This window comes from uncultured Jatrophihabitans sp., from assembly GCF_964252635.1.
Taxonomy (GTDB): domain Bacteria; phylum Actinomycetota; class Actinomycetes; order Mycobacteriales; family Jatrophihabitantaceae; genus Jatrophihabitans.
Window position 1 is genome coordinate 36543 of the sequence record NZ_CAXUNP010000005.1, and the last position, 20090, is coordinate 56632.

Here is a 20090-nt window from a genome sequence, read left to right on the forward strand (position 1 = left end):
GTCTCAGGTGTGCTGCGGCCCAGGGTAACGGGCACTCACCCGCGCTCGACGGGGCGCGCGCCGAGCTGCTCGCTCAACAACCTGACTGCGTCGGCCTCGGGGTCGTGGGCCGCGGACGCGCCCGAACCGGGAGCCGACGGGGCCGAGTGCTCGAAGTCCGGTTCGTCGCGCGGGTCGGGCTCGTCGCGCTCCGCCGCCCGGGTCCGCGCGGCCGGGGCAGGGGTGGTGTCGCCCGCAGCCGCCGGTGCGCCGGACCCGGCCGAGACCTCGATGCGCCAGGAACCCCCGACGACCGCGCGCAGGGCGTCCTTGAGCACCGAGGTGTTGCTGTCGTCGCTGATCATCTTGGCCAGCGCCGCCGGCGCGCTCAGCCGAACCAGCTCGCCGTCGGCCTCGGTGATCTGGGCGTTGTCGAGCAGCGCGCGGGTGCGGCGGCTCGAGATCTTGACCGTCTCGAGGATCTCCGGCCAGAGCCGACGAAGAGCCGCCGAGTCGAGGGCTCCGGGGGTGTCGTGTATGTCCGGGGTCGACGCGGCCGCCGCCGCGGGGGCGGTTGGCTCCGGCGCCCCGGCCGGCGGGCGGGCGGCCGCGGGTTGTGGCGTGGCTGGGCGGTGCGGTGGGGCTGGGCGTTGCGGTGCGGCGGGGCGTCCCGGTGCCGCTGGGCGTTCCGGTGCCGCTGGGCGTTCCGGCGCGGCTTGACGTTCGGGTGCCGCCGCAGGTTGCGGTGCGTCGGGGCGTTCCGATGCGGCGGGGCATTCCGATGCGGCGGGGCGTTCCGATGCGGCTGGGCGTTCCGGTGCGGCCGCGGGCGGCTGCGCAAGCGCGGCGGCCCGGGGCAGCTCCGGCGGGGCGTCGTCGTCCGAGGCCGTCATCCGACGTTCGAGACGTTCGAGGCGTTGCAGCAGCGCCGCAGCGTCGGTGGTCGCGTCGGGCAGCATCATCCGCGCGCAGAGCAGCTCGAGCACGAGGCGCGGGGAGGTCGTGCCGCGCATCTCGATGAGCGCGGTGTGCACGATCTCGGCGTAGCGGGCCAGCGTGGCGCCGCCGAGCCGGACGGCCTGGTCGGCCATGTGGGCGAGCTGGTCCTGCGGGACGTTGATCAGCCCGCGCTCCCCGGCGTCCGGCACGGCGTCGAGCAGGATCAGGTCGCGGAAGCGGTCGAGCAGGTCGACGGAGAACCGGCGCGGGTCGTGACCGGCCTCGGCGACGCGGTCGACCGTGCCGTACACGCCGGCCGCATCGGCGGCGGCCAACGAGTCGATCATGTCGTCGAGCAGCGCCGAGTCGGTGACGCCGAGCAGCCCGACGGCCCGCGCGTACGTGACGCCCTCCGGACCGGCGCCGGCCAGCAGCTGATCGAGGATGGACAGCGAGTCACGCGCCGAGCCGCCACCCGCCCGTACCACCAGCGGCAGCACCGCCGGCTCGACCGCGATGCCCTCGGCGGCGGTGATGTGCTCGAGGTGCTTGCGCAGGACCTGCGGCGGGATCAGCCGGAACGGGTAGTGGTGGGTCCGCGAGCGGATGGTGGTGAGCACCTTGTCGGGCTCGGTGGTCGCGAAGATGAAGACCAGGAAGTCCGGCGGTTCCTCGACAAGTTTCAGCAGCGCGTTGAACGCCGCCGTCGTCACCATGTGCGCCTCGTCGATGATGTAGACCTTGTAGCGGTCGCGCACCGGGGCGAAGAACGCGCGCTCACGCAGGTCGCGGGCGTCGTCGACACCGTTGTGGCTCGCCGCGTCGATCTCGATCACGTCGATCGAGCCCGGGCCGTTCGGCGCCAGCTCGCGGCAGGAGTCGCAGACGCCGCACGGCTCGCTCGTGGGGCCCTGGGCGCAGTTCAGCGAACGGGCCAGGATGCGCGCGCTCGAGGTCTTGCCACAGCCGCGTGGCCCACTGAACAAATAGGCGTGGTTGATCCGTCCGGCGTCCAGCGCGGCGCGCAGCGGGACGGTGACGTGGTCCTGCCCGATGACCTCGGCGAAGGTGGCGGAGCGGTACTTGCGGTAGAGCGCCAGGTTGCTCGACGCGGGCTGGGTCATGCCCTCACCCCGTTCGGGCCGGCAGAGCCGTCATGCCTGCTGTTCGCTCTGCTCACCCGTCGACCTTAACCATCGGCACCGACACCCGCCACGCCCGTCCACCGGCGGAGCGGTCGGCGCGCCCGGGCAGGGAAGGACCCCCCGCGCACCCGTCAGAGCCTGCTTATCCTTGCTGCCTTCCGGCCCTGGGGAGGTTCGCGGGATGAGCGCCGCACGGGGGGTCGGGTGCCGAGTCTACGGGTGCCGCCGGGGCCGGTCACACACTCCTCCGGAGCGGGTGTGGGCCGCGCGCGACGATGCCCGTATCCTCGTCGGCGGAGGATTCGCCTAGTGGCCTATGGCGCTCGCCTGGAACGCGGGTTGGGGGAAACCCCTCATGGGTTCAAATCCCATATCCTCCGCCACCGGGCCCGCGTGATCACCACACGCGGGCCCGCTGCACGAAGGCACCACGGCGCGAGCGCGACGCTCAACGACCGGCCGGCACCGGTGGCTGCTCCGCCGCGATGCGCTCGGCGCGGACGGGCACCAGCGGGATCGCCAGCAGCGGGGACACGGCCACCAGGGCGAACCCCCACGCGTACCCGGCGCTGCTGACGATCGCCGCCAGCGCCGGCGGCGTCGCGACCGCGGCCACGTTCTGCACCGTGTTCTGCACGCCCAGCGCGCGGCCGGACCATTCCCGCCCGGCGACCTCGGCCACCGAGACGTACGCCAGCCCGTTGTCGGCGACGGTGACGACCGCACCCAGCCCGAAGCCGGCCACGACCAACCAGGCGCCGGTGCCGGCTCCCACCGCGATGAGGGCCATCAGGGCGGCGCTGGCGACGGCGAGCTGGCGCATCGGACGCAACCGGCTGGCGACCCGGTCGGACCACACGCCCGCGACCACGCGGCCGACCGCTCCCGCGACCTGGAACCCGACGACCAGCCGGCCGGCGGCGACCGGGTCCCAGTGCCGCTCGGCGACGAGGTAGGCGAGCGTGAAGCCGCTGACCGCGAACTGCGGAACGACGAGCAGCGCGCTCGACCCGTGCACCCGCGCGAGCACCCGCGAGCCGCGGTAGGGCGAGCGGGCCGGCGCTTCCCCCTCGACCTTCGCCGGGCGGGCCGGGTCACGCACGACGAGGAACACGAGCACCGCGGCCACCGCGCACAGCGCGGCCGGGAACGCCAGGGCGAGGTACGGGCCGTGCACCCGGGCCAGCGCCGGCAGCACCAGGGCCGCGAGCGCGACGCCCAGCGGCTGCGCGGTCTGCCGCGTCCCCATCGCGAGGCCGCGCTCGGCGACCGGGAACCAGCCGAGCACCATGCGCCCGCTGGCGGCGTTCACCGATCCTGCTGCCGCCCCGGCCAGGCCGAGCAGCGCCCCGAACGGAACCGGGCTCTGCGTGGCGGCCGCTCCGGCGAGCAGGACGGCCGACAGCCCGACGCCGGTCACGATGACAACGCGCTCACCGTGCCGGTCGGCTGCGGCTCCCCAGAGGATCAGCGTGCACAGCAGGCCGGCCACGGGCGCGGACACCAGCACACCGGCCTGCACGAGGCTCAGCCCCTCGTCACGCAGGGCGGCCACGAGCAGCGGCATGCCGTACAGGAACGAGCAGGTGGCGGCCTGCGCGTAGGTGCCGACCGCGAGGATCGCCCAACGCCTCGACTCGGCCATGCCCGTCAGCCTAACCGCTCGTCTCATAGGAAGAGACGACCGTCCTACTCAGTGAGATAAGAGGAAGGCCGCCACCTCGTCGGCAAAGCGCTCCGGATCCCGTCGGTGCGGCTCGTGGCCCCCGCCCGGCAGCACGACCAGCCGGCTGCCCGGGAGATGGGCGTGCGCGGCGCGCGCGTGCGCGACCGGGATGACCGGGTCGCCCTCGGTCCACAGCAGCAGCGTGGGCCGCTCGGCCGAGAGGCGTCCCATGTCGATGAACGACCCGCGTTGACCGCCGACCTCGATGACCCCCCGCAGCGAGGCGAAGAACGACGACTGGCCGTTCGGATCCCCGAGAGCACGACCGGCCCGCCGCAGGTTGACGAGGTTGTCCTCGGTCAGGCGCAGTGCGCGATGGACCCGCGGGTGGTTGTACCAACGCCGCAGGCGGGGGCGGGTCGCCGCCCGCAGCACGTAGGGCGCGACCGGCAGCGCGGCGGCGCGCAGGAGCGGATGGACCTCACGCCCGAGGCCACCGGCCGAGACCAGCACCAGGGCGTCGACGGTGGCGGGGTACTCACTGGCGACGGCCATGGCGATGGCGCCACCCCACGAGTGACCGCACAGCGTCGCCGACTCGACTCCCACCGCGTCCAGGAAGGCCTTGACGGAGGCGGCGAGCTCGGCGAGCTCGTAGGACGTATCGGGCTTGTCGGACCGGCCGTGCCCGATCAGGTCGAGCGCGAGAACCCGGAAACCGCGGGCGGCCAGCGGCTCCAGGGCACGGTCCCACGTCTCGCTATCGGACGCGAGCCCGTGCAGGAGCAGGACGACCGGGTCGTCGGCGGCCCCGGCCTGCAGGTAGGACAGCACGTACCCGCCGACCAGGACGTCACTGCGCACGCCACGCGAGATTAGTGCGCGCCTCTCAGGGGCGCGCGGCCGGACCTCGGCCCGGGTCAGGCGGCGACGCGGCGCTTGCGGGAGTGCTTGACGGGCTCGACCATCTCGGCCCGCGCGCTCGTCACGACCTCGTCGCCGAGGCCCAGGATGGAGAGCAGCATGCGGGCGTCGTCCACGTCGGTGGCGGCGGCCGCCACGACGCGCACGGCCCTGCGCTGCTGTTCGGAGTGCAGCACTTCCTCGGCCTCGATGCGGGCCATGTCGGCCTGCGAGATCGGCGTGCCGTCCACGGACATCGTGCCCACATGAGCTGTCATGGCTCGACCATTCCCCCGGCAAAACGCGTTCTAACCGGCCGGCGGGCCCTTCTTCGCCGGGCCGTCGCGACGCACAGCCCGGCGCCAGGTTCCGGGGGTCAGTCCGCCTGCGGAGGCAGCCGCGCGACCTCGGAGAAGAAGCTGTCAATCTGCTTGACCACGGCGGTGAAGTGGTCGAAGTCGACCGGCTTGGTGACGTAGACGTTGGCGTACTGCTCGTAGGAGCGCGCGACGTCCTCGACGGCCGCCGACGTGGTCAGCACGACCACCGGGATCGAGCGCAGGGCAGGGTCGGCCTTGACCTCGGCGAGCACCTCGTGCCCGGACTTCCGCGGCAGGTTGAGGTCGAGCAGGATGAGGTCGGGCCGCTCGGCGTCGCGGTACTCACCCTCGCGGTGCAGGAAGGCCATGGCCTCCACGCCGTCACTGACGATGGACAGCCGCGTGTCGACCTGCCCGGCCCGCAGCGCTTCCTGGGCGATGATCACGTCGCCGGCGTCGTCCTCGACGAGCAGCACGTCGAGCGGGCCACGCTCCTCGGAGTCACTCGTCGTCTGATCGGGCACGGTGCTGGCCTTCCGGTAGGGAGAAGACGAAGGCAGCGCCCTCGCCGGGGTCGGGGGTGTCGAGCCGGATCCGGCCACCGTGGAAGTCCACGATGCGTCGGCAGAGCGCCAACCCGATGCCGGTGCCACCGTACTGGTCGCGCAGGTGCAGCCGCTGGAATACGGCGAAGATCCGGTCGGCGTACTGCGGGTCGATGCCGATGCCGTTGTCGCTGACCCGGATGACCCAGTTCTTGCCGTCGCGCTCGGCCCCGATCCGCACGATCGGCGGCACGTCGTCACGGTGGTACTTGATCGCGTTGCCGATGAGGTTCTGCAGCAACGAGATCATCAGCGCCCGGTCGCCCTCGATCGTCGGCAAGCGCGTCAGCCGCTCGATCGTCGCCCCGGTGGCCGTGATCTGCTCGCCGAGGTTGGCGATGGCCTGGTCGAGCTTGGCGTCGAGGTCTATCTGTTCGAACGTGTCGGTCGTGCGCCCGACGCGCGACAGGGCCAGCAGGTCGTTGATCAGCGCCTGCATCCGCTTGGCCCCGTCGACGGCGAACCAGATGTACTGCCGCCCGCGGTCGTCGAGCTGCGGGCCGTACTGGCGCTCGATGAGCTGGCAGAAGTTGGCCACCTTGCGCAGCGGCTCGGACAGGTCGTGGGACGCGACGTAGGCGAACTGCTGCAGATCGGCGTTCGAGCGTTCCAGCTCGGCACCCTGCCTGCGCAGGTCCTCGGAGATGTCCTCGGCGCGGGCCAGCTCGTCGACGATGCGCGCGCGCATGGTCTCGACGTCGTAGGCCAGGTTCGTCATCTCGATCGGGCCGAGCGGCTCGATGGCCCGGGACAGGTCCCCTTCGGCCACCACCCGGGTCTGCGCACCCAGGCTGTCGACGGGTAGGAGTACCCAGCGGTGCAATCCGCGCCAGACGACCACCCCGGCGAGAACGAGAATGGCCACGGCCAGACCGAGGGCCACCGCGGCAACCACGCCGGCCGTCAGCCGGCCCCCGCGCGAGCTGGAGACTGCGTCGTCGATCGCGGTGCCCAGCACGTCGGCTGCCGAGGCGACGCGCGCGCTGCGAGCCCGGGTCTGGGCGGTGGCGACCGTGGTGATGCCCTTCCGCTTCTGGGCGATCGCCGGCGTTGCGTTGTTCTTCTCCCAGCTGTCGACCGCGGCCAGGTATTCAGTGGTGCGTTTCGTGATCGTGTCCCAGTCGTGGGTCAGATGACGCAACCGTCGTAGGTCCGCGGTACGCGCGGCGGGCGCGGCGCTGTACGGGGCCAGTGACGTGGCCTGGCCGTTGATGAGGTAGGACCGCAGTGCGTTCTGCTCGACCAGGAAGTCGGCGTAGAGCTGCTTGCTGGTGGTCTGCGCGGGCTGCAACCGGTAGACAAGGGCGTTGCCGGCGGTGACGAAGCGGATCGAGGCCAGCACGGCCAGCGCGACGAACAGCAGCACCACGACGGTGACGACGGCGAAGGCCCGACCAAGTCTGGACCGTAACCGCCACGGACTGGTGCGGGTGGCGACAGGCTCGACGAGCGCGTTCACGGTTCGCTCCTCGACAGCGCCGACGTCAGTACCAGCGCTGCAGTGTCGTCGGCGGAGTCCAGCGGCGCCCCGCTCACCAGCTCGGAGATCCACCCCGTCGCAGGTTCGCCCCCGCGGCTCAACCGGCCCACCGCCTCGACCAGTTCGGGGATGCCCAGCGAGTCGGTCTCGGGATGCACGGCGTACGCCTCGAGCAGGCCGTCGGTGTAGAGCACGACGGACGACCCTGCGGGGAAGGCGGTCGTGGTGGCGGGCCAGCGGCCGCCGCCGGGCACGCGCACGCCGAGCGGCGGACCCACGACGGCGTCCGGGTACTCGGCGACGTCGGACACCGTCAGCACCGGCGCGGGGTGTCCCGCGACCCGCATGGACAGCTCGCCGCCGTCGATGGTGACCTCGCAGGCGGTGACGTAGCGGGGGTGCTCGGCCTGCTCGGAGTCGAGCAGTCGCGACAGGTTCGGCAGGATCTCCACGTCCGGGACGCCGGCGAGCAGCAGCGTGCGCCACGCGACACGGAGGTGGACGCCGAGCGCGGCCTCGTCGGGCCCGTGGCCCATCACGTCGCCGATGACCGCGCGGATGCGGCCCTCGGGAGTCTCGACGACGTCGAAGAAGTCGCCGCCGAGGACCGCGTTGTCGCGTCCGGGGCGGTAGTAGGTGGCGACGCCGACCGCGTCGGTGCGCACCAGTGGTCTCGGCAGCAGCCCGCGCTCGAGCCGGGCCTGTTCGGCCGCGCTGAGCTCGGCCTCGAGCAGTTGTTCCTGAGCCCGCTGCGTCCGCTTGCGCTCCATCGCGTAGCGGATCGAGCGCTCGAGCAGCTCGCCGTCGATGGCGTCCTTGACCAGGTAGTCCTGCGCCCCGGCGGTCAGCGCGTCGGCCCCGTTGCGCTCCTGACGCCCGGTGAGCACGATGACCGCGACGTCCGGCGCGGTCGTCACCATCTCCTGCACCGCCGCGTACCCCTCCGCGTCGGGCAGCCCCAGGTCGAGCAGCACGCAGCGTGGTCGACGGGCGGCGACCGCGTCCTTGGCCTCGGCCATCGTCCGGACCCACAGCACGGCGTCGTCCGGGAAGCCGACCTCGTGCAGGCTGGCCTGCACGAGCACCGCATCACCGTGGTCGTCCTCGACGAGCAGGACGCTGACCGCGCCCTCCTGCCCGCCGGCGACCTCGAGGATGCTCATCCTGCCTGCCTGCCCGTCGTCGCGTGACGCAGACGGGTCGGCCCGCCTACCGGCCCGGACCGGTACGGCGGGCCGTGCAGACCATAGTCGGTCCGGCGGCTTTCAGCATGAGCCCGCGTCGCTCTCTGCACACGTCGCTTCACGCCCCGCGCACTGAGCAGCCAGACGATCCCGGACAGTCCGGGATATGTCCCCCAGAACCGCGACCTGGTCTGGAGTGAGCAGGTCGAACAGGTAGCGGCGCACCGACTCCACGTGCCGTGGAGCCGCCGCCTCGACGGCGCGCCGGCCGTCGGCGGTGAGGACGACGAACGACCCGCGGCGGTCCTCGCGACAGTTCGAACGCTCGATCAGGCCGCGCTGCTCCATCCGGGTGAGCTGGTGGGACAGCCGGCTCTTCTCCCACTGCAGGCCGCGAGCCAGCTCGAGGATCCGCAGGCGACCCTCGGGGTGCTCGCTGAGCGGCACCAGCACCGAGAAGTCGGCGATGGACAACCCGGAGCTGTCCTGCATGTCCCGACCGAGCTGGGCGTCCAGCTCGGTCTTCATGGCCAGGAACGCCCGCCACGCCGACTGCTCGTCGTCGGTGAGCCAGCGGACGGCGGACTCGGCCGGCGGGCTGTCGGTGGTGGACACGGTCATCAGTTCACCATACTCGGTTGGTTGACACGTCATCCTCAGAGTACTAGCTTGGTTGACATCTCAACCAAGCCTCGATCAACCGGGAGCAGACCATGACCAGCACCACCACCGACTTCACCGTCCACACGGGCACCTACACCCTCGACCCCGCCCACTCCCGCCTCGGCTTCGTCGCCCGGCACGCGATGGTCACCAAGGTGCGCGGCGGCTTCAACGACTTCGAGGGCACCATCACCGTCGACGGCGCGGACCCGAGCCTGTCCCGCGTCGACGTGCGGGCCAAGGTCGCCAGCATCGACACCCGCAACGAGCAGCGCGACGGTCACCTGCGCACGAACGACTTCCTGGACGCCGAGACCTACCCCGAGATCACCTTCGTCTCGACCTCCGTCGCGCACCGCGGCGGCGACGACTTCGAGGTGACCGGCGACCTGACGATCAAGGGCACGACCAAGGCGATCACCGTCCCGCTGGAGTTCCAGGGCTCGGCCAAGGACCCGTTCGGCAACACCCGCATCGGCTTCGACGGCACGACGACCATCGACCGCACCGACTACGGCGTCAGCTTCAACGCCGCGCTCGAGACCGGTGGCGTGCTGGTCAGCGAGAAGGTCACCCTGGAGTTCGAGATCTCCGCGGTGAAGTCCGCCTGACGCACCGCGTTCGCAGCCTCACCACGGCAGGGCCCGGGTCATCCGACCCGGGCCTTCGTCGTCCCCGGGACGAGCAGCCGCAGCGCACCCGGCAGCACGGTGACGTCGACGGGCAGCGGGCCGAGGTGGTCACCGTCGGCGTAGGCGTTGATGCCCGTGCCCATCTCGATGCGTACCCGGTCCGTGCGCACCGTGGTCGTGTCGGGCCGGCGGACGTGCGTGCCGCGGTAGACCCGCGGCAGCTGGGCCAGGACGTGCCGCCGGGACGCCGCGGCGCCGATCGTCACGTCGAGCAGCCCGTCGGACGGATCGGCGTCCGGGCAGATCCGCATCCCGCCGCCGTAGCTGGTGGTGTTGCCGACCGCGACGAGCAGCACGTCCTGGCTGACGACCGTGCCGTCGCCGAGCGTGATCGTCGCGGGCAGGGGCCGCAGGCCGACGAACTCCACGAGCATCGCCAGGTTGTAGCGCGCGCGGCCGTGCGGCCACTGCATCCGGTTGGTGCGGTCGCTGACCAGCGAGTCGAACCCGGACGCCAGGACGGACCCGAAGTAGGTGCGGCGCCCGTCCGAGGTCTCGGCCACGCCGACGTCGACGGCGACCGAGCGGCCGTCGGCCACGACGTCGGCCGCCTCGGGTGCGCGCCGCACCCCGCGCGGCCAGCCGTAGTGGCGCGCCTGGTCGTTGCCGGTCCCGGCAGGGACGACGCCGAGCGGCGTCCCGGTACCGACCACGGCCGGCAGCGCGCAGCGGATCATGCCGTCCCCGCCTACCACGACCAGCGCGTCCACACCGTCCAGTACTGCCTGGCACGCGAGCTCGCGCGACTCGTCCGCGCTACCGCCGACCAGCGTCCGTACCCCGACGTCCCGCGCCGCGAGCCGCGCGGCTGCGGCGTCCGCGGCCCTGCGCGAGGCCCCGTGGCCGGCCTGCGGGTTCACCAGCATGGCGACGCGGCGGATCGGACTCATGCGACGAGCTTGGCAGCCGATCGACCGACGACATCGAAGGCCGCGCGTTCTAGGCTTCCGGGATGCGCCGAGTCGTAGTCGTGGGGGCAGGTTTCGCCGGGTACTACGCCGCGCGCCGGCTGACCGAGCACGCCGACGCGACCGACGTCGAGGTGGTCCTGCTCAACCCGCACGACTACTTCCTCTACGTCCCGCTGCTGCCCCAGGTCATGGCCGGGGTCGTCGAGCCGCGTCGGCTGACGATCTCACTGGCCGGTTCCCTGCCTCGGGTGCGTCACGTGGCGGGCACGGTCACCGGCATCGACCTCGACGCCCGGACCGTCTCCTTCGACGCGCTGGACGGTGGTCCGCAGCAGCTCGGCTACGACCAAGTGATCATCACCTCCGGCAGCGTCACCAAGCTGTTGCCCATCCCCGGCGTGGCCGAGCACGCGCTGGGGTTCCGCGACCTCGCCGAGGCGGTGTACCTGCGTGACCACCTCATCCGGCAGATCGAGCTGGCCGACGAGACGTCCGACGCCGACGAGCGGAGGGCGCGGCTGACGTTCGTCGTCGTGGGCGCCGGCTACACGGGCACCGAGGTCGCGGCGTACGGGGCACGCACCACCCGCCGGCTGCTTCGCCGGCACCCGAGGCTGTCCGGCACGGAGGCGAACTGGCTGCTGCTCGACACCGCCGACCACGTGCTGCCGGGGCTCAAACCACGGCTCGGCCGGACCGCGGCGAAGACGCTGCACAAGCTCGGGGTGGACGTCCGGCTGGGCACCTCGGTCAAGGAGGCGACCCACGCCGGGGTCGAGCTCACCGACGGCGACACGCTGCCCACCTGGTCGCTCGTGTGGTGCGTGGGCGTGCGCCCGGACCCGCTCGTCTCCTCGCTCGGCGTCGACACCGACCACGGCCGGCTGACGGTGTCGCCCACCTTGGGCGTGCCGGGCCACCCGGACGCGTGGGCGTGCGGCGACGCCGCCGCGGTGCCCGACCTGACCCGGCCGGGCCAGGTGACGGCGATGACCGCGCAGCACGCGCAGCGGCAGGGCGCGCGGGTCGCCGAGAACGTTCTGGCCGCCCTCGACGGTCACGCCCCCCATCCGTACGAGCACCACGACCTCGGCTTCGTCGTCGACCTCGGTGGCGCGTCCGGCGCGGCCGACCCGCTGGGCGTACCGCTCGGCGGGTTGCCCGCGGCGGTGGTCACCCGTGGCTACCACCTGGCCGCCATGCCGGGCAACCGCCTGCGCACCGTGTTCGACTGGTTCGAGCACGCGCTGCTCGGCCCGCAGGAGGTGCAGCTGATGCTGACCACGCGCCCCGGCCTGCCCCTCGACACGTCGCGTCCGCAGAACGGATGATCCTCATGCACGAGCCGACGCCATGACCCAGGCCGGTCCCGACCGCGTCCCCTTCGCCGCCCAGACCATCGAGGCGACGCTGAGCCCCTTCGCCGAGTTCGTCGTGCTGAAGATCGGCCCGCGCGAGGAGGATCTCGAGGCCACGCGCGCCGCGCTCGCGGACGTACCCGACCTGCTCAAGACGGTCGGCTTCCGCGACCTCTCGGCCCGGCTGACGTGTGTGGTCGGCATCGGCAGCGCTGCCTGGTCGCGGCTCGCACCGGGCCGCGCGCCCGCCGAGCTGCGGCCCTTCGAGGCGATCGTCGGGCCGAAGCACACCGCCGTCTCGACGCCCGGGGACCTGTTGCTGCACGTTCGGGCCGAGCGCGCCGACCTCTGTTTCGAGTTCGTGCGGCTGCTGACCGCCTCGCTCGGCGACGCCGTCACCGTCGAGGACGACACGTCGTGCTTCCGCTACTTCGACGCCCGTGACCTGCTGGGCTTCGTCGACGGCACCGCCAACCCCGTCGGTGCCGACGCCGCCGCCTCGGCGCTCGTCGGTGACGACGACCCGGGCTTCGCCGGCGGCAGCTACGTCGTGGTGCAGAAGTACCTGCACGACCTCGACGCGTGGGGGCAGCTCGGCGAGGACGAACAGGCCCGGATCGTCGGCCGGCGCAAGAGCGACAACGTCGAGCTGCCGGACGCGGAGTTCGGACAGAAGTCGCACAAGACGCTGGCCACCATCGAGGACGACGACGGCGAGCACGACATCCTGCGCGACAACATGCCGTTCGGTCGTGCCGCGCACGGCGAGTTCGGCACGTACTTCGTCGGCTACTCCGGCCGGGCGTGGGTGACCCTGGAGATGCTGCGGCGCATGTTCCTCGGCGACCCGCCAGGCCTGTCCGACCGCATCCTGGACGTCTCGCACGCCGTCACCGGAGCGCTGTTCTTCGCGCCGTCCGCGGCCCTGCTCGAGACCATCACGACGGCGCGGTAGTCGGGTGCACCGCGTCGTCGCGCTGGCCGTCGAATCGGTCGTCGCCTTCGACCTCGCCATCCCTGCGCAGATCTTCGGTCATCCCGACGAACGTGACCGGTACCTGTTCTCGGTGTGTGCCGAACGCCCCGGGGTCGTCCCGACGTCGACCGGCTTCGGCGTGGAGGTGACGCACGGACTCGAGGCGCTCGAGCAGGCCGACACGGTGGTCGTGCCGGGGTTCCATCCCAAGGACAGACCGGGTGAGGCCAACCTGGAGGCGCTGCGACGTGCGCACGCCCGCGGGGCGCGGGTCGCGTCGGTGTGCATCGGCGCGTTCGGGCTCGCCGCCGCAGGCCTGCTCGACGGCTTGGTCGCGACCACGCACTGGGAGCACGCCGGCGAGCTCGCGGCCATGTTCCCGTCCGTGCGGGTGAACCCGGACGTGCTCTACGTCGACGAGGGCCGGGTGCTCACCAGCGCCGGCCTGTCCGCCGGTATCGACCTGTGCCTGCACATGGTCCGCCGTGACCACGGGCAGGTGGTGGCCGCGCAGGTCGCGCGCCGGATGGTGGTCGCCGGCCACCGCACCGGCGGCCAGACCCAGTACGCGCAACGGCCGGTGCTGCCCGACGGCGGCCTGTCGTCGACGCGCGAGTGGGCGATCACCGAGATGCAGCGTCCGCTGACCGTCACCCACCTGGCGCGCCACGCCGGCCTGCCCGTCCGCACGTTCGCGCGCCAGTTCCACGACGAGACGGGCCTGAGCCCCATGCGCTGGCTCACCGCACAGCGGGTTCGCGAGGCGCAGCGGCTGCTCGAGGCCACCACGCTGTCGGTCGACGACGTCGCGCTGCACAGCGGCTTCGGTACCGGCACCTCCCTGCGGCTGCACCTGGCGCGCGAGCTCGGCACCACTCCGACGGCGTACCGGCAGGACGTCCGCGGCGCCTGACCGGTGAGGGTGGCCGGAACCCGACGTCGTCTGGCCGTCCGGCGATGGCGACGGCCGGTGCGGCCGGCGCATCGTGGTCGGCATGACACACCTCGACGAACTCATCGCAGCCAATCGCCGCTTCGCCGGCACCGACGCCAAGGACCACGTCCCGCAGATCCCGTTCATCCCGAACCGGCAGGTGTACGTCATCACCTGCATCGACCCGCGCGTCGACCCCGCCGCGCTGTTCGACCTGAGTCTCGGCGACGCGATCGTCGCCCGCGTGGTCGGCGGCCGGGTCACCGACGCGGTGCTCGACGATCTCGCCTGGATCAGCTACCTGCACGAGGTCAAGACCCCGGACGCGGAATGGTTCGAGGTCGCGGTCGTGCACCACACGGACTGCGGGTCGGGGCTGATGGCCGACGACGAGCTGCGCGCCGGCTTCGTCGCCCGCGGGTTCGACGACGCGACGTTGCGCGCCACCGCCGTGCTCGATCCCGCCGCCACCGTGCCCGGCGACGTCCGGCGCATCATCGAGGACACGAACCTGTCGGACCGGATCCGCGTCGGGGGTTACGCCTACGACGTCCACACCGGGCTCGTCACCGAGGTCGTCGCGCCGACGAGTCGTGCGGCCTGAAGCACGACCACGGCACGGCCGCCTCGGGCCCTGCAGCCGGTCGACGAGGATTCTCTGGCGGTGGCGGTGGGATTCGAACCCACGGTGGTTTTACCCACACACGCTTTCGAGGCGTGCTCCTTTGGCCGCTCGGACACGCCACCGCCGATGAGGTTACAGGTCAGCGGCGAGCGGCGAAAAACGCCTCCAGCAACGCTGCGCACTCGTCCTCGCGCACCCCGCCGACGACCTCGGGGCGGTGGTTGAGCCGCCGGTCCCGCACGACGTCCCACAACGAGCCGACGGCGCCCGCCTTCGGGTCCCACGCGCCGAACACGAGCCGGGCGACGCGGGCCAGGACGAGCGCACCGGCACACATCGTGCACGGCTCCAGGGTGACGATGAGCGTGCAGCCGGTCAGCTGCCAGTCGCCAAGCACCGCCCCGGCCTGCCGCAAGGCGACGACCTCGGCGTGGGCGGTCGGGTCGCGGTCGGCCTCCCGGGCGTTCCCCGCCGACGCCAGCACCGTGCCGTCCGCGGCGACGACGACGGCGCCGACCGGGATCTCACCGTCCGCACCGGCAGCCGCCGCGACGGACAGCGCGGACCCCATCAACACGGGATCGGACGGACTCATCCGTGCAGGTCTTCGAAGACCTCGCCGCAGCCGGCCTTCTCGCAGACCGCCAGCACGAGATCGACGGGCAGGGTGCCCTGGTGCTCGCACATCTCGATGAGGTCGGCGGCCGACGTGCCCAGGTCCTCGACGAGGTCCGGGTCACCGAACGGTGCGCTGTCGTGCACGGCGGCCGCCGCCGTCTCGACGGCGTCGGGATCGGCGGCCAGCGCGTCGCCGCCGATCTCCTCGAGCTCCTCGGCGATGATCGCCGCCATCGGGTACCGGTCGGCGGCGTGGCCGTCGGAGAGGAACGCGCGCGGGTCGTCGTCGCTGTCGTCGAGCCGCAGCAGCGCCGCGTACTCGTCGTCCTGCTCGATGATCAGCAGGCGGACGTCGCCGGACAGGTCGCGCAGCGCGTCACCGAGGTCGGCGATGGACTCGCACTCGGACAGGTCTGCCTCGACCCCGCTCCAGCGATCGCCTCGACGCGTCAGCACGGCAGCGAAGTAGGACATCGTGGGTCACCGGACCCAGGCCGCGTCGGTCGCACGCGCGAAGGCCTCGGCGAGGTCCAGGCGCTCGACGATGGCGTCGAGCATGTCCTCCGGCAGGGCGTCGAGATCGTCGAGGATGTCCTCCATCTCGTCCTCGCCGAGGTCGAGATCGTCGAACAGCTCGAGGTCACCTACCGGCCAGACCTCGTCCAGCTCGTCATCGTTCGGCGGGTCCTCACCGAGTCGCGTGATGGCCTGCTCGGCCAGCGGGAACTCGACGGCCGCCGTCAGGTCGGACAGCAGCAGCGCGACCCGCCGGCCCTCCTCCTGACGCGCGATGACGAAGAACTCCTCCTCGATGCAGGCGATGACGAACGGCCCGCCCTCGGGCGGCTGCGAACGCAAGGCCGACAGCAGCACGCCGAGGTCCTCGAGGACGGTCGGCGGCAGGGGTTCCAGACGCCACTCGGCCGCGTCCTTGTACGCGGCCACCGCGAATCCGCGCGCAGCCATCGGTCACCCCCTGTCGCGTCATCGACACCCGTGACGATCCTGGCACGTCGGGCCGGTCGCAGGAAGCGGTTGCGAGGCGGCTACTACGGTCGGGACGGTGAACCCTCAGCCATCCCCGACGGGGCCGACACCGTGAGCGCAGGTTTCGCCCGCCTCGCGGTGCTGGGCCTCGGGCTCATCGGTGGATCGGTGCTCCGGTCGGCGCGCCACGCCGGCCTGGAGACCGTCGGCTACGACGTCGACCCCGACACCGCCGAGCAGGCCAGCGGCGACGGGTTCGCCGTCGCCCCGTCGGCGGCCGCGGCCGTCCGCGGCGCCGACCTGGTCGTGCTCGCCATGCCGCTGCCCGAGGTCCGCAACGCGGCCGCCGGGCTGCGCGGCCGGCTGGGCCCCCGCACCGTCGTCACCGACGTCGGCACGCTCAAGGCACCGGTCGTCGACGCCGTGCGCGGCGAGCTGCCGGGGGCGTCGTTCGTCGGCGGTCACCCCCTCGCCGGCGTCGAGGACACCGGCTGGGCCGCGGCCCGGCCGACCATGTTCCGCGACGCGTCCTGGGCGCTGGTGCTCGAGCCCGACACCGACCTCGACGACTGGCTGCGCCTCGCGTCCTTCGTCTGCGATCTCGGTGCCCGGCCCGTCCCCACGACCGCCGCCGAACAGGACGCCGCCGTCGCCCGGGTCATCGGCCTGCCGCACGTGCTGGCCGAGGCGCTGGCCCTCACCGGCCTCGCGGGCGGTCCGCTCGGCCTCACCCTCGCGGCCGGGTCCTACCTGTCCGGCTCCCGCGTGGCCCGCACCCGTCCCGAGCTGGTGGCCACCTGGTGCGACGGCAACGAGGCGCTGCCCGCCGCGCTCGACGACGCGATCCGACACCTCACCGAGGCCCGTGACGCCCTCCGGGGAGACGGGTCGGTGCTGCCGCTGGCCGAGGCCGGTCACGCGGCACGCACCGACTGGGAGCACCGGCACGTCGAACCGGTCGAGCTGGGCGCGGACGCCGCGACCCTGCTCGAGCACGGACGCCACGGTGGGTGGGTCACCGCCGTGCTGCGCGACGACGACGAGGTCCGCCTGCTCGGCATGCGCCCGCACTGACCACCGACCACCGGTTTGGGAGCGTGTGGCGCCGTCCCCTATGCTGGAGCGGTCCGCCAGCGGGGCTAGCATGATGCGGTTCGCCGCCCTCATCGTCTAGAGGCCCAGGACGCCGCCCTTTCAAGGCGGTAGCACGGGTTCGAATCCCGTTGGGGGCACGCAGTTCACACAAGCAAGATCGCCAGATCGGCCCGCCAGTCGGGTCGCCGAGGCCCCGTAGCGCAGCTGGTTAGCGTGCCGCCCTGTCACGGCGGAGGTCGCGGGTTCAAGTCCCGTCGGGGTCGCCAAGCACGAATCGGATGCGATGCACGAAACAGCCTCGGTGTCCGTCACCGGACCGCGCGTCCACCCGCGCCTGGTGCTCGTCGCGCACGGCACACGGTCGGCCGCCGGCGGCGGCACCAGCCGGCGGCTGCGTGACGCGGTCGCCGCGGCACGCCCCGAGCACGACGTCACCCTGTGCTTTCTCGACGTCGCCGAGCCCCGGTTGCCCGACGTGCTCGACGATCGACCGACGGTCGTCGTCCCCGCCCTGCTGTCCACCGGCTACCACGTGCAGCACGACATCCCGGACGCGATCGGCGACCGGGCCGCGACGCGGCAGGCCCGCCACCTCGGGCCCCATTCCCTGCTGCTGGACGCGATGCTGGACCGGCTGCCGGCCGGCGCCGCCGGCACGACGGTGCTCGTCGGGGCCGGTTCGAGCCGACCGGAGGCCCGCGTCGAGCTGGAGGCGATGGCCGCGCTCGCCGGCGCCCGGCTGGGCGGGCCCGTCGCCACCCTGACCCTGGCCGACGACCTCGTCGCCGCCTTCGCGCAACTGGACCACCCGGTCCGGGTGCTGACCTACCTGCTCGCCGACGGCCAGTTCGTCTCGACGCTGAACGCCGCGGCCACGGGCGAGGTCACGGTGGGCGCACCGATCGGCGTGCACCCGGCCCTGGTCGAGCTGATCTGGGCGCGCTACGACGAGGTGAGCGCGGACGGCGGCGGCCGGGTGGTCGGCTAGACTCTCGACTGGTCCGGCCCGGCACGTCCGCGGTCGGCACGGCCAGGTAGCTCAGTTGGTACGAGCGACCGCCTGAAAAGCGGTAGGTCGGCGGTTCGACCCCGCCCCTGGCCACCATCGCAGCTCAAGTTTGACCCGCCCTATCGGCCGACTCATGTCGCGTGTTGAGCACCAGCCTGCAATGGGCTTACTCACTGTCGAGCAGCCGCTTGAACTGCCCCACCTGAGGCAATGAAGCACGACGTTCTTCGCCTCCGTAACCCTCTCTACGTTCGGCATGGCGGCACAGTCGCCCTTGATCAACGCTTGCCAACCTCTCAGTCATACTTTACATTTCCTTTACCTCAAGACTGAGCGAGGCTTCGTGACCAGTACCGAAGAAGCGGCACCCTGCAGCCGTCAAAGCGCTTTTTCGACAAGAGTGGGCCGACGTGCGTTCATTGCGGTCGCGGCAGCTGTCCTGGCTGCAATCGTCAGCGCTGTACTTGTTGTGGTGTCGTCCGACGGCAGCTCAAGCGATCCCGATGCGCCGCTCGCAACTGGCTCGGACCGGCATTCGGTGCTCGCGGTGTACACCGCCTGCCGCGGCGATTACACCGCCCCAGGCGGAACCTGTCGGAGGCCGCCGCCTGAAGTCGTCGCTCTGTGTAATTCTTGGAAAGCAGCCGAGCTGCCGTCTGTAACGCCGGAAGATCTCGTGACTACCACGAGCACCGTCGGAACCGGCCCGGCGTTCGTCAGCACCCACACCTACGTGAGCGGTCCCGACAACTTCGGCGCATTCGCAATTACCTGCGAACACGATGACGACAATCTTTTATGGAAAGTAGTGGCCACCTTTCCAAGTCACCGAACCTCACTTCCAGCACCTGCCCCCTGCGGGCCGTCGCAGACCTGCACGACGAGGGGTGACACGCGCACCGACGATCTTCCCGCATCAGCGCTCGGCACCACGGTCGATTTTCACAATCCCGACCTCGACCTCTCGGTTACCGTAAAGAGCAGCGACCAACCCGCCGACGAAAGCCGGGCTCGCTCGACAATCAGCAACGCGATCAACGGGCTTAGGAAAGATCAAGGCGCTAATCCCGCAGCATCGTCGCCGAACAGGGCCGCCTCCGCTTCGTCACCAACCTTGCGACCCGTTTCGGCGCCAACGACCACGGCGCCGCCAGCCCAAACTGGCAGCGACCCACTAAGGCCGATCGCTGGCCACCAGCTAAACGTTCAGGGGCTCGACGGCGCCGTCTACCCGTTGCAGATCATCGCTGCAGACCGCATCACCGACTGCGCTGGGCACTCCTACGGCACTCGCATGATCGCGTTCTTCAAGTCCACGCCCTGCGCGCAGGCGAAACGAATAGTCGCGACCGCAATTATCGGCGGCCGGCAAGCCGTCATTTCCGAAGTCTGGGTCAGCTTCCCACCGGCTCCCGGTGACCAGTACGGATACAAGGCGAACCAAAAGTTTCAACGGCTGCAGAACGCCAACGACACCGGGTCCATCAATGACCTGCTCCGCGAAGGTCACCCGGCGCCCGGCGCGACCCAGGTACCTTCCAGCGAGGCCTACACGATCACCGGACAGGACAACATGGGCGTCGTACTCGACGCGTGGTGGGTGCACGGTTCGACCCGTGACCAGGACCCGATGCTCGTCGCCGCCGAGCAAGCGCTGTCCATCTGGTCTGTGCCGCCCGGAAGTCGATCGCCGTCGTCCAGCCTGAGCAACGACGCTCTAGCGACGGAGGCATGCACAACCTGGCAGAGCATCGAACGCCAGCAGATCTCCATGGCCGACGCTGGCCCCGTTCAGCTTAAAGCCGCCGAGCAGGCCCGGACCGCTGGTTCTGGCTGGGCAAGGCTCGCGCGGGCTATGCACGCCCTCGCCGAACTCCCAAATACCAGTCTTTCCCGAATGCAGCTCCAGGCGGCCAGAGCTAGCCTTCCCATCGTCAAGAATGATTGCCGCAACCTGGGAGTCAAGGTCAACTACTGACTTTGTTCTCCTCCATAGCCTGG

Annotated in this window: 20 protein-coding genes, 5 tRNA genes and 1 other RNA gene; 12 read left to right on the forward strand and 14 right to left on the reverse strand. The window is 71.6% G+C overall.

Translation table 11 applies throughout. From position 1 onward, the window contains the following. Window positions 1-35 precede the first annotated feature (35 nt). On the reverse strand, window positions 36-2042 hold the full coding sequence (locus ACFFCA_RS03545; protein ID WP_375481874.1) for a DNA polymerase III subunit gamma and tau: 2007 nt from the start codon (window positions 2040-2042) through the stop codon (window positions 36-38). Window positions 2043-2171: 129 nt separating this feature from the next. Further along, an RNA gene (gene ffs, locus ACFFCA_RS03550) (signal recognition particle sRNA small type) lies at window positions 2172-2268 on the reverse strand. 90 nt (window positions 2269-2358) lie between these two features. Here ffs and ACFFCA_RS03555 point away from each other — a divergent pair. Continuing rightward, window positions 2359-2446 (forward strand) — tRNA-Ser (locus tag ACFFCA_RS03555). Window positions 2447-2511: 65 nt separating this feature from the next. On the opposite strand, the gene ACFFCA_RS03560 is transcribed toward ACFFCA_RS03555, so the two are convergent. From ACFFCA_RS03560 to ACFFCA_RS03590, 7 genes are all read right to left on the reverse strand, one after another. Then, window positions 2512-3708, reverse strand: a complete 1197-nt coding sequence (locus ACFFCA_RS03560; protein ID WP_375481876.1) for an MFS transporter — start codon at window positions 3706-3708, stop codon at window positions 2512-2514. 48 nt (window positions 3709-3756) lie between these two features. Beyond that, on the reverse strand, window positions 3757-4593 hold the full coding sequence (locus tag ACFFCA_RS03565) for an alpha/beta fold hydrolase (RefSeq protein ID WP_375481878.1): 837 nt from the start codon (window positions 4591-4593) through the stop codon (window positions 3757-3759). A 56-nt stretch (window positions 4594-4649) separates the two neighbouring features. Beyond that, entirely contained in the window at window positions 4650-4910 is a 261-nt protein-coding gene (locus ACFFCA_RS03570) for a hypothetical protein (protein WP_375481880.1), read from the reverse strand. Between the two features lie 98 nt (window positions 4911-5008). Next, window positions 5009-5476, reverse strand: a complete 468-nt coding sequence (locus tag ACFFCA_RS03575; protein WP_375481882.1) for a response regulator — start codon at window positions 5474-5476, stop codon at window positions 5009-5011. Beyond that, window positions 5454-7016 (reverse strand): ATP-binding protein, encoded by a 1563-nt coding sequence (locus tag ACFFCA_RS03580; RefSeq protein ID WP_375481884.1) that lies wholly within the window; start codon window positions 7014-7016, stop codon window positions 5454-5456. The genes ACFFCA_RS03575 and ACFFCA_RS03580 overlap by 23 nt, the downstream gene beginning before the upstream one ends. After that, entirely contained in the window at window positions 7013-8200 is a 1188-nt protein-coding gene (locus tag ACFFCA_RS03585) for a PP2C family protein-serine/threonine phosphatase (protein ID WP_375481886.1), read from the reverse strand. The genes ACFFCA_RS03580 and ACFFCA_RS03585 overlap by 4 nt, the downstream gene beginning before the upstream one ends. Before the next feature lie 102 nt (window positions 8201-8302). Continuing rightward, window positions 8303-8842: a MarR family winged helix-turn-helix transcriptional regulator gene (locus ACFFCA_RS03590; RefSeq protein WP_375481888.1), complete on the reverse strand. Its 540-nt coding sequence runs from the start codon at window positions 8840-8842 to the stop codon at window positions 8303-8305. Window positions 8843-8934: 92 nt separating this feature from the next. Here ACFFCA_RS03590 and ACFFCA_RS03595 point away from each other — a divergent pair, with 92 nt between their 5' ends. After that, entirely contained in the window at window positions 8935-9495 is a 561-nt protein-coding gene (locus ACFFCA_RS03595) for a YceI family protein (protein WP_375481890.1), read from the forward strand. 38 nt (window positions 9496-9533) lie between these two features. On the opposite strand, the gene ACFFCA_RS03600 is transcribed toward ACFFCA_RS03595, so the two are convergent. After that, entirely contained in the window at window positions 9534-10466 is a 933-nt protein-coding gene (locus ACFFCA_RS03600) for a diacylglycerol kinase (RefSeq protein ID WP_375481892.1), read from the reverse strand. Between the two features lie 62 nt (window positions 10467-10528). On the opposite strand from ACFFCA_RS03600, the gene ACFFCA_RS03605 reads away from it, so the two are divergent. The 4 genes from ACFFCA_RS03605 to ACFFCA_RS03620 all read left to right on the forward strand — a co-directional run bounded on the left by ACFFCA_RS03605 (window position 10529) and on the right by ACFFCA_RS03620 (window position 14359). Next, the gene (locus ACFFCA_RS03605) at window positions 10529-11818 is read left to right on the forward strand and encodes an NAD(P)/FAD-dependent oxidoreductase (protein WP_375481894.1); all 1290 of its coding nucleotides are present in this window, start codon (window positions 10529-10531) and stop codon (window positions 11816-11818) included. A gap of 22 nt (window positions 11819-11840) precedes the next feature. Then, window positions 11841-12800, forward strand: a complete 960-nt coding sequence (locus ACFFCA_RS03610) for a Dyp-type peroxidase (protein WP_375481896.1) — start codon at window positions 11841-11843, stop codon at window positions 12798-12800. A 4-nt stretch (window positions 12801-12804) separates the two neighbouring features. Continuing rightward, complete coding sequence (locus ACFFCA_RS03615) at window positions 12805-13734, forward strand: GlxA family transcriptional regulator (RefSeq protein ID WP_375481898.1); 930 nt, start codon at window positions 12805-12807, stop codon at window positions 13732-13734. A gap of 82 nt (window positions 13735-13816) precedes the next feature. Continuing rightward, the gene (locus ACFFCA_RS03620; RefSeq protein ID WP_375481900.1) at window positions 13817-14359 is read left to right on the forward strand and encodes a carbonic anhydrase; all 543 of its coding nucleotides are present in this window, start codon (window positions 13817-13819) and stop codon (window positions 14357-14359) included. A 55-nt stretch (window positions 14360-14414) separates the two neighbouring features. Here ACFFCA_RS03620 and ACFFCA_RS03625 read toward each other — a convergent pair. From ACFFCA_RS03625 to ACFFCA_RS03640, 4 genes are all read right to left on the reverse strand, one after another. After that, window positions 14415-14502 (reverse strand) — tRNA-Ser (locus ACFFCA_RS03625). A gap of 17 nt (window positions 14503-14519) precedes the next feature. Continuing rightward, a complete protein-coding gene (gene tadA, locus ACFFCA_RS03630; protein WP_375481902.1) occupies window positions 14520-14975 on the reverse strand; it encodes a tRNA adenosine(34) deaminase TadA in 456 nt (151 codons plus the stop codon). Then, window positions 14972-15472, reverse strand: a complete 501-nt coding sequence (locus tag ACFFCA_RS03635) for a tRNA adenosine deaminase-associated protein (RefSeq protein ID WP_375481904.1) — start codon at window positions 15470-15472, stop codon at window positions 14972-14974. Before ACFFCA_RS03635 ends, tadA begins: the two co-directional genes overlap by 4 nt. A 6-nt stretch (window positions 15473-15478) precedes the next feature. Next, a complete protein-coding gene (locus ACFFCA_RS03640) occupies window positions 15479-15964 on the reverse strand; it encodes a tRNA adenosine deaminase-associated protein (RefSeq protein ID WP_375481905.1) in 486 nt (161 codons plus the stop codon). Between the two features lie 132 nt (window positions 15965-16096). On the opposite strand from ACFFCA_RS03640, the gene ACFFCA_RS03645 reads away from it, so the two are divergent. From ACFFCA_RS03645 to ACFFCA_RS03670, 6 genes are all read left to right on the forward strand, one after another. After that, window positions 16097-17059 carry a prephenate dehydrogenase gene (locus ACFFCA_RS03645; protein WP_375481907.1) on the forward strand — a complete coding sequence of 321 codons (963 nt, stop codon included), beginning with the start codon at window positions 16097-16099 and terminating at the stop codon, window positions 17057-17059. An 85-nt stretch (window positions 17060-17144) separates the two neighbouring features. Beyond that, window positions 17145-17217 (forward strand) — tRNA-Glu (locus ACFFCA_RS03650). Window positions 17218-17269: 52 nt separating this feature from the next. Continuing rightward, a tRNA-Asp gene (locus tag ACFFCA_RS03655) sits at window positions 17270-17346 on the forward strand. A 35-nt stretch (window positions 17347-17381) separates the two neighbouring features. Beyond that, the gene (locus tag ACFFCA_RS03660; RefSeq protein ID WP_375481909.1) at window positions 17382-18068 is read left to right on the forward strand and encodes a sirohydrochlorin chelatase; all 687 of its coding nucleotides are present in this window, start codon (window positions 17382-17384) and stop codon (window positions 18066-18068) included. 40 nt (window positions 18069-18108) lie between these two features. Next, window positions 18109-18185 (forward strand) — tRNA-Phe (locus tag ACFFCA_RS03665). Window positions 18186-18432: 247 nt separating this feature from the next. Continuing rightward, complete coding sequence (locus ACFFCA_RS03670; protein WP_375481910.1) at window positions 18433-20067, forward strand: hypothetical protein; 1635 nt, start codon at window positions 18433-18435, stop codon at window positions 20065-20067. Window positions 20068-20090: the final 23 nt, after the last annotated feature.

Excerpts from the sequence above, each read along its gene's own strand:
- ACFFCA_RS03545 (WP_375481874.1), bottom strand. The coding sequence starts at position 2,042 with ATGACCCAGCCCGCGTCGAGCAACCTGGCGCTCTACCGCAAGTACCGC.
- ACFFCA_RS03560 (WP_375481876.1), bottom strand. The coding sequence starts at position 3,708 with ATGGCCGAGTCGAGGCGTTGGGCGATCCTCGCGGTCGGCACCTACGCG.
- ACFFCA_RS03570 (WP_375481880.1), bottom strand. The coding sequence starts at position 4,910 with ATGACAGCTCATGTGGGCACGATGTCCGTGGACGGCACGCCGATCTCG.
- ACFFCA_RS03585 (WP_375481886.1), bottom strand. The coding sequence starts at position 8,200 with ATGAGCATCCTCGAGGTCGCCGGCGGGCAGGAGGGCGCGGTCAGCGTC.
- ACFFCA_RS03590 (WP_375481888.1), bottom strand. The coding sequence starts at position 8,842 with ATGACCGTGTCCACCACCGACAGCCCGCCGGCCGAGTCCGCCGTCCGC.
- ACFFCA_RS03595 (WP_375481890.1), top strand. The coding sequence starts at position 8,935 with ATGACCAGCACCACCACCGACTTCACCGTCCACACGGGCACCTACACC.
- ACFFCA_RS03600 (WP_375481892.1), bottom strand. The coding sequence starts at position 10,466 with ATGAGTCCGATCCGCCGCGTCGCCATGCTGGTGAACCCGCAGGCCGGC.
- ACFFCA_RS03605 (WP_375481894.1), top strand. The coding sequence starts at position 10,529 with ATGCGCCGAGTCGTAGTCGTGGGGGCAGGTTTCGCCGGGTACTACGCC.
- ACFFCA_RS03610 (WP_375481896.1), top strand. The coding sequence starts at position 11,841 with ATGACCCAGGCCGGTCCCGACCGCGTCCCCTTCGCCGCCCAGACCATC.
- ACFFCA_RS03620 (WP_375481900.1), top strand. The coding sequence starts at position 13,817 with ATGACACACCTCGACGAACTCATCGCAGCCAATCGCCGCTTCGCCGGC.
- tadA (WP_375481902.1), bottom strand. The coding sequence starts at position 14,975 with ATGAGTCCGTCCGATCCCGTGTTGATGGGGTCCGCGCTGTCCGTCGCG.
- ACFFCA_RS03635 (WP_375481904.1), bottom strand. The coding sequence starts at position 15,472 with ATGTCCTACTTCGCTGCCGTGCTGACGCGTCGAGGCGATCGCTGGAGC.
- ACFFCA_RS03640 (WP_375481905.1), bottom strand. The coding sequence starts at position 15,964 with ATGGCTGCGCGCGGATTCGCGGTGGCCGCGTACAAGGACGCGGCCGAG.